General features: G+C 70.4%; 10 protein-coding genes. 6 read left to right on the top strand and 4 right to left on the bottom strand.

Annotated elements, in window-relative coordinates; genetic code table 11:
- Positions 1–76: 76 nt before the first annotated feature.
- Positions 77–1297 carry an MFS transporter gene (locus tag Q0066_RS12415; RefSeq protein WP_298133340.1) on the top strand — a complete coding sequence of 407 codons (1221 nt, stop codon included), beginning with the start codon at positions 77–79 and terminating at the stop codon, positions 1295–1297.
- A 128-nt stretch (positions 1298–1425) separates the two neighbouring features.
- Here the strand turns inward: Q0066_RS12415 and acs are convergent, their stop codons facing one another.
- Positions 1426–3315 carry an acetate--CoA ligase gene (gene acs / locus Q0066_RS12410; RefSeq protein ID WP_298133338.1) on the bottom strand — a complete coding sequence of 630 codons (1890 nt, stop codon included), beginning with the start codon at positions 3313–3315 and terminating at the stop codon, positions 1426–1428.
- Positions 3316–3439: 124 nt separating this feature from the next.
- Between acs and Q0066_RS12405 the strand changes: the two genes are divergently transcribed.
- Positions 3440–3823, top strand: coding sequence for a DUF4440 domain-containing protein (locus tag Q0066_RS12405; RefSeq protein ID WP_298133336.1), 384 nt, complete (start codon positions 3440–3442; stop codon positions 3821–3823).
- Here Q0066_RS12405 and Q0066_RS12400 read toward each other — a convergent pair.
- A complete protein-coding gene (locus Q0066_RS12400) occupies positions 3820–4362 on the bottom strand; it encodes a DUF4245 domain-containing protein (RefSeq protein WP_298133334.1) in 543 nt (180 codons plus the stop codon). The two genes, Q0066_RS12405 and Q0066_RS12400, sit on opposite strands and share 4 nt — an antisense overlap.
- An 81-nt stretch (positions 4363–4443) precedes the next feature.
- Here Q0066_RS12400 and Q0066_RS12395 point away from each other — a divergent pair, with 81 nt between their 5' ends.
- The 3 genes from Q0066_RS12395 to Q0066_RS12385 all read left to right on the top strand — a co-directional run bounded on the left by Q0066_RS12395 (position 4444) and on the right by Q0066_RS12385 (position 6314).
- Positions 4444–5073 (top strand): phosphatase PAP2 family protein, encoded by a 630-nt coding sequence (locus Q0066_RS12395; RefSeq protein WP_298133332.1) that lies wholly within the window; start codon positions 4444–4446, stop codon positions 5071–5073.
- Positions 5066–5707, top strand: a complete 642-nt coding sequence (locus Q0066_RS12390) for a methyltransferase (protein ID WP_298133330.1) — start codon at positions 5066–5068, stop codon at positions 5705–5707. Before Q0066_RS12395 ends, Q0066_RS12390 begins: the two co-directional genes overlap by 8 nt.
- Before the next feature lie 109 nt (positions 5708–5816).
- The gene (locus Q0066_RS12385; RefSeq protein WP_298133328.1) at positions 5817–6314 is read left to right on the top strand and encodes a MogA/MoaB family molybdenum cofactor biosynthesis protein; all 498 of its coding nucleotides are present in this window, start codon (positions 5817–5819) and stop codon (positions 6312–6314) included.
- 9 nt (positions 6315–6323) lie between these two features.
- Here Q0066_RS12385 and moaC read toward each other — a convergent pair whose 3' ends face one another.
- Together moaC and glp are read right to left on the bottom strand one after the other, a co-directional pair.
- Positions 6324–6788, bottom strand: a complete 465-nt coding sequence (gene moaC, locus Q0066_RS12380; protein WP_298133326.1) for a cyclic pyranopterin monophosphate synthase MoaC — start codon at positions 6786–6788, stop codon at positions 6324–6326.
- Between the two features lie 4 nt (positions 6789–6792).
- Positions 6793–7986, bottom strand: coding sequence for a gephyrin-like molybdotransferase Glp (glp, locus tag Q0066_RS12375; protein ID WP_298133324.1), 1194 nt, complete (start codon positions 7984–7986; stop codon positions 6793–6795).
- Between the two features lie 176 nt (positions 7987–8162).
- Here glp and Q0066_RS12370 point away from each other — a divergent pair, with 176 nt between their 5' ends.
- Complete coding sequence (locus Q0066_RS12370; protein ID WP_298133322.1) at positions 8163–9869, top strand: fibronectin type III domain-containing protein; 1707 nt, start codon at positions 8163–8165, stop codon at positions 9867–9869.
- The last annotated feature ends 474 nt before the right edge of the window (positions 9870–10343 follow it).

Below are 10343 nucleotides of genomic sequence, written 5' to 3'. Positions count from 1 at the left end.
AACGATCAGTGCTTCCCCAAGTCTTGCTTCGGATCCGGAAGCTCAGACCTGCGAGCCGGGAGCTAGGGTGTCGCGGGTGCCCGAGTTGACGCAGGAGATGCCTGATCTGACCCGCAGCCGGCGCCGGACGCTGGCGGTGCTGTCGGCGGGTCAGGTGCTGAGCGGGATCAGCTTCGGTGCCACCGTGTCGTTGGGCGCCGTCCTTGCCGCGGTGATCTCCGGGGACGACGCGCTGTCCGGCCTGGCGACGGCGGCCATCACGCTCGGGACGGCTGCCACCTCGATGCCGCTCGCCGCTTTGGCCGGACGCCGGGGGCGGGCGGCCGCGTTGGCGTCCGGGATGGCGGTGGCGCTGGTCGGTGTCGGGCTGGTGATCGGCGCGGTACCCGTCCGGTCGTTTCCGATGCTGCTGGTCGGGTTCGCGCTGATCGGCGCCGGGCAGGCCGCCAATCTGCAGGCCCGGTTCGCCGCCACCGACCTGGCCACGGACGTGTCCCGCGGCCGCGACCTGTCGTTGGTGGTCTGGGCGACGACGCTGGGCGCAGTCCTCGGTCCTAATCTGGTCGGTCCGGGTGAGGCCCTGGGCCATCTGGTCGGCATGCCGGAACTGACCGGTCCCTATCTGTTCACCGTTGTCGGGCAACTGTCCGGCATCGCCCTGTACTGGTTCGGGTTGCGGCCCGACCCGCTGCTGTTGTCCCGGCAGATCGCGCTGAGCCAACGCGGATCGGACGCCCTACCGGAGCGCGCCGACCGTCCGGCGGCGGCGCGCTACGCGATGCTCGCCGTCGTCGGCGCACACGCCGTGATGGTGTCGGTGATGGCGATGACGCCGATTCATCTGTTGCACCACGGGGCGACCCTCACCATCGTCGGCCTGACCATCAGCCTGCACATCGCCGGCATGTACGCGCTCTCCCCCGTCTTCGGCCTGCTCGCCGACCGTTGGGGACGGCTGCGCACCATCGCACTCGGCTACCTGATCCTGGCGGCCAGCGTCGCGGTGATCGCACTCGGGGCGTCCGACGCCCGCTGGGTGACCGTGGCGCTGATCCTGCTCGGCCTCGGCTGGAGCGCCTCCACCGTCGCCGGCGCGGCACTGCTGACCGAAGCGTCCGCTCCCGCGCTGCGGGTCCGCCGGCAGGGTCGCAACGACGCCGCGATGAGCCTGCTCGGCGCTCTCGGCGCGATCGCCGCCGGCGGCATCCTGGGCTGGATCGGCTTCGAAGGACTCGCCCTGCTCACCCTCCCGGTGATCCTGCTGGTCGTCGCCCTGGCGCCGTTCGGACGCCGCTAGCCCAGCGGAGGCGTCTGCTCGACGTCGCACCCTTTCGACGGCCTCGCCCGGTTCAGGCCGGTGCAATTCCACCGAAAGGGAGCAACGTCACCACGGAGTCGGCCGGAGTGGGACGGGGCGGAACTCGCTCAGTCCTCCAGGGTGGTGAGGTCGCCCTCGTCCTGGCCCAACGCGCGCGCCTTCAGGACGCGGCGCATGATTTTGCCCGAGCGGGTCTTCGGCAGCTTGTCGGGGAAGTCGATGGCGTCCGGCTTGGCGATCGGCGACAGGTGGGACGCCACATGCGCCCGCAGCTGCTCGGCCAGCTCCTGACTACCCGCGACACCCACCCGCAGGGTGACGAAGGCGTGGATGGCTTGGCCCTTCACCTCGTGCGGCAGCCCGACCACGGCGGCTTCGGTGACGTCCGGGTGGGACACCAGCGCCGATTCCACCTCGGCGGTGCCGAGCCGGTGACCGGACACGTTGATCACGTCGTCGGTGCGGCCGATGATCCAGAAGTAGCCGTCGGCGTCGCGGCGGGCGGCGTCCCCGGCCAGGTAGACGCCGGGGTACTTCGACCAATAGGTGTCGATGTAGCGCTGATCGTCGCCGTACAGCGTCCGGAACATGCCGGGCCACGGATTCTTCAGCACCAGGAAACCCTCGTCGCCGTCCGGCACTTCTTCGCCGGCCTCGTTGAGGATGGCGGCGTCCTGGCCGAAGAACGGCTTGCCGCCCGAGCCCGGCTTCTGGGGCTCACCCGGCACCTGGGTGATCTGGAACATACCGGTCTCTGTCTGCCACCAGGTGTCGATCACCGGGCAGCGCTCCTTGCCGATCACCCGGTAGAACCAGCGCCACGCCTCGGGGTTGATCGGCTCGCCGACGGTGCCCAGCAGCCGCAACGACGACAGGTCGTGCCGATTCGGCCACGCCTCACCGAAGCGCATCAACGACCGGATCGCGGTGGGCGCGGTGTAGAACTGGGTGATCCCGTAGTACTCGACCAGCTGCCACCAGCGGCTCGGGTACGGGTAGGTCGGGCCGCCCTCGAACATGAACGTGGTGGCACCGGTGAGCAGCGGCCCGTACACCAGATACGAGTGTCCGGTCACCCAGCCGGGATCGGCGGTGCACCACCAGCGGTCCTCGGGACGCATGTCGAAGGAGTACTTCAGCGTCGTGTAGATGCCGACCATGTAGCCGCCGTGGGTGTGCAGGATCGCCTTCGGCTTACCCGTCGAACCCGAGGTGTACAGGATGTACAGCGGGTGCTCGGAGTCGAGCTTCTCGGTCGGGCAGTTGCCCTTGGCGATCGGCAGCGCCTGCAGGTCGTGGTACCAGTGGTCGCGCAGCGGATCCATGACGACCTCGGAGCCGGTCCGCTTGACCACGATCACGTTCTCGACGGTCGGCGAGAATTTCACCGCCTTGTCGACGATCTCTTTCAGCGGGAAGACCTTGCCGTTGATCCACGAGCCGTCGGCGGTGATGACCAGCTTCGACTGGGAGTCGTCGATCCGGTCGGTGAGGGCGTCGGAGGAGAAGCCGGCGAAGATCACCGAGTGAATGGCGCCGATCTTGGCGCAGGCCAGCATGGCGAAGAAGACTTCGGGAATGCGCGGCAGGTAGATCGTCACCTTGTCGCCCTTGACCACGCCCATCGCCTTGAGCACGTTCGCCATCTGGTTGACCTGGCGGTGCAGCGAGAAGTAGCTGAAGGTGCGGTGCTCCTTGCCGTCCTCGCTCTGCCAGATCAGCGCCAGCTTGTTCTTGTTCGGCCCGGCCACATGCCGGTCGAGGCAGTTGTGCACGATGTTGACCTCGGCACCGGTGAACCACTTGAAGAACGGCGCGTTCGAATCGTCGACCACCTTCTCCCAGGGCGAGAACCACTCCAGCTCGCGGGCCCGGTCGGCCCAGAACCCTTCCGGATCGGCGAGCGCCTCGGCCCGCAGCTTGTCGGGGTAGGGAACGTGGGACTCGGCCGCGATCGAGGGATCGGGGTAGACGACGTCGCCTTCGAGCTGTGCCATTGCGGGGATCTCCTCCGTTGGAGCCTGGTACGGGTTATGGCGAGACTAACCGCGCCGAGCGGCCGCGCGAAAGGATTCCGCTCGGTGTTCTGCCATGCAGCACACCGAGTCCTAGCCTGGGCGCATGGAGGCGATCACCCCGGACGCCGCGCGCCGACAGTTGCTGGCGCTGGAGCCGCTGACTCACCGGCTGCCGCCGGGAGCGGACCGGGCCGCGGTCGACGCGCTGATCGCGCCGGCGTACTGGGAGGTGGGCGCCTCCGGCGCGGTCTATCGCCGTGACTACGTGATCGAGGTGGTGACGCAGCGCTACGCAACCGGCGTCGACCCCGACGACAACGCCCGGGTGGTGGACGACTTCGCGGTGCGGCAACTCGCGGACGGCGTCTGGCTCGCCACCTATCTGCTGCTGCAGGGCGAACGCAGCTCGCGCCGGTCAACCCTGTGGGAACGGACGCCGGACGGCTGGCGCGCGCTCTATCACCAGGGCACGCTCACCCAGTCCTAACCCAGCGTGGTGGCGAACGCCTCCAGTGCCTCGTAGGGCAGATCGCCGCTGATCACCACGGTGCTGTCCGGCCCGCTGCGGACCAGGGCACGGGTCCGGTCGTCATCGCTGACGAAACGCTGCCAGGGCTCGCCGCCGAGTTGGCTCTCACCATCGGCCGTGCCACCGCGGGTGGCGTCGCGGATGAGTCCCCGCGGGTCGGCGTCCCGCTCGTCGAGCCCGATGTAGATCTGATCGGGGGTGAGGAAGCCCAGCTGCAGGGTATTGCCGATCGCCGGCTTCTGGTCGAGCCCCGGCTCGCCCTGCGGCGTCCAGCGGGCCCGGACCGGCGTCCAGGTGTCGGGCAGCTCCTTGGGTGCGAGCACCGGGAAGGGTGCCTCGGCGCGCGCCTGGGCCACCACCGGCTGCCAGTCGACGGCTGTCGCCTTGGGTTCGGGGATGCGGCTGAACCACAGGTAGATCAACACGACCGGGATCAGCAGAGCCGCCACGGCGACCAGCATCTGGGGCACGGTGGGACTCGGACGACGGGCTGCCACCCGCCCATTCTCCACTACTTCCGGACGGCCCCGGACGACCTGTCGACCCCACCGCGCACGTCACCCACTACGCTCCCAGCCATGTCACCGGTCCTGCGCAGCGCCGCCGCCCTCGGCGCACTGGTCGCCGCCAATGTGGCGGCCGGGCGCCTGATCGCCGGACCGCTCAACGATCTGCCCGCCGAGCACCGGCTGAACCACGACCTGCGCGGCCGCGGCGGGCCGCCCGCCGCACGCCTGGCCCACGCCGTGTCACACAGCTCCGACACCTCGCGGGCCGTCGGCATCGGCGTCGGTCTCACCGGCCTGCTGCTGGTTCGCGGCCGACGTCGCGCCGCCCTCGAGCCCGGCCTGGCGATGGCGCTCGCCTCGGCAACGCACGTGATCAGTTCCGCGCTGGTCGGACGGCCCCGGCCCGCGGTGGAGCGTCTCGGCACCAAACAGCCCACGTCGAGCTTCCCCAGCGGGCACGTCGGTGCGATGACCGCCCTTGCCGTGGCTCTCGATCACGCCGGACGGGCGTTGCCACGACCCGCGCGGGTGGCGCTCCGTGCCGGGCTGGTCGGCTATCTCGGGCTGCTCGGCTGGTCGCGGCTGTACAACGGCCAGCACTACGCCAGCGACGTCCTGGCCGGCTATCTCAACGGATCGCTCGCCGCTCTGATCGCGCTGCGCGCCACACGTCCAGGCGACGAAGCTGCCGATGCGTGAACTCGGCCGGGCGACGACGCCCCAGGGCGAGATCGTGCTGCGGCAGCGCGGCGAGATCCAGGAACTGATCGTCAACGGCGTGTTTGCGATGGACTCCACCGAGGTCACCAGCGAACTCGCCTTGGCCGACGCCGCCGGCACCGCACCGGGACGGGTGCTGGTCGGCGGGCTCGGGCTCGGCTACACCGCGTCCCGGCTGCTCGACAACGGCGCACGCCACGTCGACGTCGTGGAGCTGGCCGGGCCGCTGATCGAGTGGGCCGTGCAGGGCGTCACCGCTCAGCTGGAACGGGTGGCGCACGATCCCCGGATCCAGTTGCACCATGGCGACATCGCCGAATGGCTGCCCCGGCGCGAGGAGAGCTACGACGCCATCCTGCTCGACGTCGACAACGGCCCGGGCTTCCTGATCCACGTCCAGAACGCGAGGGTCTACGCCGCCGAGTGGCTGCGGACGGCGTCCGAACGGCTCACGCCCGGCGGGGTGCTGGTGATCTGGTCCGAGGACGCCGCCCCTGAGCTGGCTCGCGCACTGGCCGGGCTGGGCGTCCTCACCGAGACGGTGATCGAGGTGGACCGCGAGGGACGCCGGTTCGGCTACGCGCTCTACCAGCTGCGCCGAGCCGCCTCCTGACTGAGGCCATCCCGTCGCTCACCGTTGGTCGAGCTTGTCGAGACCTTTCCCGAGCCGCGGCAGCTTGGTTTCGACAAGCTCAACCAACGAGACCTACTAGCGTGAACCCATGAACCGCATCCCCGGCGCCGTCCTCACCGTCTCCGACCGCGCCAGCGCCGGCGCCTACGCGGACCGGTCCGGACCGCTGGCGGTCAGCCTGCTCGCCGCACACGGCATCGACGCGACCCTGGCGGTCGTCCCGGACGAACCCACAGCGATCCGGCGCGGCATCCGCTCGGCGATCAAGCACGGCGCCCGCGTGGTGATCACCACCGGAGGCACCGGCATCGGCCCGCGCGATGTGACACCGCAGGTCACCACCGAGCTGCTCTCGCTGCCACTGCCCGGGGTGGTGGACGAGATCCGCCGTCGCGGCGCCGAGCAGGTGCCGACGGCCGTGATCTCCCGGGCTGAGGCGGGTATCGTCACCTCGACCAAGCGGCCCTCCGCGTTCGTGGTGAACGCACCCGGGTCGACGGGCGGCGTCCGCGACACCATCGCGGTGGTCGGGCCATTGGTCGCCCACATCGTCGACCAGTTGGACGGCGGCGACCACAAGCCCTAGCCGACGCGATCAGCGCTTCCAGTCGCCGCTGCGTCCGCCCGATTTGGCGACGATCCGGCAGTCGGCGATCACCGCGGACCGGTCGACGCCCTTCACCATGTCGACGATGGCCAGCGCCGCGACGGTGACAGCGGTGAGCGCCTCCATCTCGACGCCGGTGCGGTCGGCGGTCCGGACGGTGGCGGTGATCACCACCCCTGCATCGGTGATCTCCAGATCGAGCACCGCGCCGTGCACACCGATGACGTGCGCCAGCGGCAACAGGTCCGGCACCTTCTTCGTCGCCGCGATGCCGGCGACCCGGGCCACCGCCAGCACGTCGCCCTTCGGCACGGTGCCGCTGCGTAGTGCCTCGACGACCTCGGGCGAGCAGGTCACCAGCCCGGTGGCCGTGGCCTCGCGCACGGTGGGTTGCTTGCCGGTGACGTCGACCATGCGGGCGGCGCCGGCGGCGTCCAAGTGGGTGAAACGCATCCGGTCACACTGCCATGACTTCGAGGATGTCGCCGACCGCGACCGCCTCGCGTTCCTCGGGCACGATCGCGAGCGCGTCGGCCCGGTGCAGTGAGGCCACCAGGTGCGAACCTGAGCCGAGCCGGTGGGTGAGCCGGACTCCGTCCAGTTCGGTGACCACCGGAACGTACTGGCGCCGTCCGCGCGGCGACGGCCAGCCGTCCAGGGCCGCCGCCCGGCGGCGCACCACGGATGCGGACGCGCCGGTGAGGGCGTCCAGCAGGGGCCGTCCGAACATCTGGAACGACACGAACGAGCTGACCGGATTGCCCGGGAAGGCGACCAGAGGGACGCCCTCCACCAGCCCGCAGCCCTGCGGCTTTCCGGGTTGCATCGCCACCGCACAGAAGTCCAAGCCGGCGCCGAGCTGACGCAACGGCTCGTAGGCACCGGCCGACACCCCGCCGGTGGTGAAGATGACGTCGACCTGCGGCAGGCCGGCCAGCAGCTCGGAAAGAGCGCCCGGCTCGTCGCCGCAGCGCGCGACCGTCACCAGTTCGGCACCGGCCGCGGTCACCAGACCGGCGACCATCACCGAGTTCGAGTCGGGGATCTCGCCCGCGGCCAGCGCGCGTCCGGGCTCGACAAGCTCGGCACCGGTCGCGATCACCGCCACCTTGGGCCGCGCGCACACCGACAACTCGCCGTAGCCGACGCTCGCCGCCGCCCCGATCGCGGCCGGGGTGAGCATCGTCCCAGCCGGAAGCACCAGATCGCCGGCGGCCAGATTGTCCGCCGCCGGGCGGATATGGCGTCCGGACGGCACCGATTCCACGATCCGCACCCGGTCGGGCAGCGGCGTCGCGCCGGCCGGCTGATCGGTGAGTTCCACCGGCACGACGGCGTCGGCACCGGGTGGCACCCGAGCGCCGGTCATCACCCGGACGGCGGTGCCGGGCCGCACCGCCGGAATGTCGCCGCCGACGGCCGCGCTCTCGCCGGCCACGGCCAGTTCGACCGGCACCTGGGCGACGTCGGCGGCGCGCACCGCGAAGCCGTCCATCGCCGAGTTGTCGAACGGCGGGACGGCGACCCGCGCGATCAGGTCGTCGGCCAGCACCCGTCCGGCGGCCTGCGCCAACGCCACCGGTTGCGCGTCGAGCCGGCGACCGGCCACCAGGGCCAGCACCCGCTCCCGGTAGTCCTCGACCGCGATCATCGCGCCTCCAGGTGGTCGCCGACCGGCAACCGGGAGCACTCATTCTGCATACGCTCAACCTAGCTTCAGGTTCCCCTCATCGCAGGCTGATAGCGTCACGCCAGCACTCGTGGACTTCGGGGGGAACCGCGTTGAGCAGAAGGGCCTGGCATGCGCCGCTGACGACGCTCGTCGTCATGCTCGCCCTGTCCGGCACCGCACTCCCCGCCGCCGCCGAACCCACCACGCCGCCGCCCACCGCGTCCGCTCCGGCACCTGCCGACAGCCCGGCTCCCAGCGCGTCCGCATCGAGCAGCCCGGCACCGGGTGCCGACGGCACCAACTCGGCGCAACCGTCGACGGACACCGCGCCGGCACCAGGTTCACTCGCCAGTGCCTCGCCGTCCGGTTCAGCCGCTGCCGCATCCCCCGAACCGTCCACCGCTGCGCCGTCCGCACCGCGTCCGGCACTGGACGCCTCCACCGCCCGGTCGAACCTGCTCGCCGTGTCCTGGACGCCCGTCCCCGGCGCTGCCGGCTATCGGGTCCAACTCAAGAGCGCTCGCGCCGGGGCGCCGCTGCAGACCCTGGTCGCCACCCGGACGGCGGCCGCGTTCAGCCGGCTGAAGCCGCATACCCGCTACTGGGTGCAGGTTTCCGCCGCCGACGCCACAGGCCTGCCGCTCGGATCGGCGTCGGTGGAACTGGCGGTGCAGACCCCCTACCCGCTGACGGCTCCGATCGTCGAGACCCGCGCCACCTCGTCCGTGCGCGGCGAACTGTCCTGGATCAAGCCGGCGAAGGGCACCAAGCTGCAGCTGGAGTGGACGGCGCCGGGCAAGAAGCCGAAGCGCAGCACGCCCACCGGTACCCGGCTGGTCGCCCCGCAGCTGCGCCCGGGCACCAGCTATCGAGTGCGGGCTCGGCTGATCAACGCCCGCGGACCGCAGAGCGACTGGAGCGGCGTCCAGCGCCTCACCACGCCGGACGGCGACCCGCTGCGGGTGGGCAGCTACAACATCCAGTGCGCCAACTGCCGAGCCTGGGGTCCGCGCCGGCAAGCGGTGGTCTCCACCATCGTCAATTCCGGCCTGGACGTGGTCGGCCTGCAGGAGGCGTCCCATGCGCTGCTCAAGGGAACCAACCGCACCCAGTTCGAGGACGTCGCCCGGCTGCTCGCGCCGGCGGGGTATCGGCTCACCAACCTGACCCGGTTCAACTGCCGCAACGCCGAACGCCCCAAGAAGTGCAAGCCGGTGCAGCGGGGCGCATCGGGCGCCGTCCGGATCGCCTACAAGACCGCGACCGTCCGGCTGATCAGCCAGGGCTCACAACAGCTGGCCGACCTGCCGGGCATCGGCCGTGACCGATACGTGGCCTGGGCGGTCTTCGAACACCGGATCAACGGCAAGCGCTTCCTGTTCACCAGCACCCACCTCGAGCCGCGCAACGACCCCGCCGGATCGCGCACCTTCTACACCATTCGCAATGCGCAGGCGCGCAAGGTCGTCCAGACCATCGCGGCGCACCGTGGCGGGCTACCGGCGATCGCCGTCGGCGACTACAACTCGACCAAGTGGGACGCGCCGACCAATGCGCCCTACGACATCATGCGGGCGGCCGGCTTCATCGACCCACTGGGCAACGGCTACCGGTCCACCAGCCCGAGCGGCTCTGCCACGGTCGAGAAGCGGATCCACACCGAATACTCGAGCTACAACAACCTGCGGCGCGACGGCCGGCGCACCAGCGGCGTGAACGGCAGCAACCCGGACTACATCTTCGTCACCCGGATGCGGGTCACCGACTACGAAACGGTGGTCAACCTCAACGGCGACGGCACCTTGCGCGGCCCGCTGGCCTCGGACCACAACCTGATCCGAGCCACCGTCCTGCTGCCCTGAACCTGAGCCCTCGCTCGTCATCCCGGACTTCCCTCGTCGTCCCGGACAATCGTCATCCCGGACTTGATCCGGGATCTCTCCCCGCCTGAGATCCCGGGTCGGGGCTGGGATGACGTGAACGGAAGATGACGTGAATGGACCGGCGCTTCCCTGAGCATTTCTCATCCTCATCCCAGCATTGAGAGTGCGTGTGACGCTTGACAACGGCTCCCTGTAAGGTTTGTCGCGTCCCGGATTCCGTCCACCCCCAAGGATTCCTGAGGTGACCATGCCCGCATGCCTTTTCGCGCTCCGCCGCGCCCCCGTGGCGCTGGGGCGCGCGATCGCATCGGATCCGCCGTCCGCTGCTGCGGAGGCATCGCCCTCCGAACCGTGGGTCCCCCTCCCACCGTTCGGCTCGACAAGTCACCACCTGGGTAGGTCCGTCAGGGCTGGCCGGTTCTTCCCCGACCGAGGACCGTCCCCCTATCCCGC

The sequence above is a fragment of the Micropruina sp. genome (assembly GCF_027492755.1).
Taxonomy (GTDB): Bacteria; Actinomycetota; Actinomycetes; order Propionibacteriales; family Propionibacteriaceae; genus Micropruina.
Note: the sequence above shows the minus strand (reverse complement) of the source record. Positions and strands in the feature narration are given on the sequence as shown.

Coding starts and splice junctions, on each gene's coding strand:
- acs (WP_298133338.1), bottom strand. CDS start 3,315: ATGGCACAGCTCGAAGGCGACGTCGTCTACCCCGATCCCTCGATCGCG.
- Q0066_RS12405 (WP_298133336.1), top strand. CDS start 3,440: ATGGAGGCGATCACCCCGGACGCCGCGCGCCGACAGTTGCTGGCGCTG.
- Q0066_RS12395 (WP_298133332.1), top strand. CDS start 4,444: ATGTCACCGGTCCTGCGCAGCGCCGCCGCCCTCGGCGCACTGGTCGCC.
- Q0066_RS12390 (WP_298133330.1), top strand. CDS start 5,066: ATGCGTGAACTCGGCCGGGCGACGACGCCCCAGGGCGAGATCGTGCTG.
- Q0066_RS12385 (WP_298133328.1), top strand. CDS start 5,817: ATGAACCGCATCCCCGGCGCCGTCCTCACCGTCTCCGACCGCGCCAGC.
- moaC (WP_298133326.1), bottom strand. CDS start 6,788: ATGCGTTTCACCCACTTGGACGCCGCCGGCGCCGCCCGCATGGTCGAC.
- glp (WP_298133324.1), bottom strand. CDS start 7,986: ATGATCGCGGTCGAGGACTACCGGGAGCGGGTGCTGGCCCTGGTGGCC.
- Q0066_RS12370 (WP_298133322.1), top strand. CDS start 8,163: ATGCTCGCCCTGTCCGGCACCGCACTCCCCGCCGCCGCCGAACCCACC.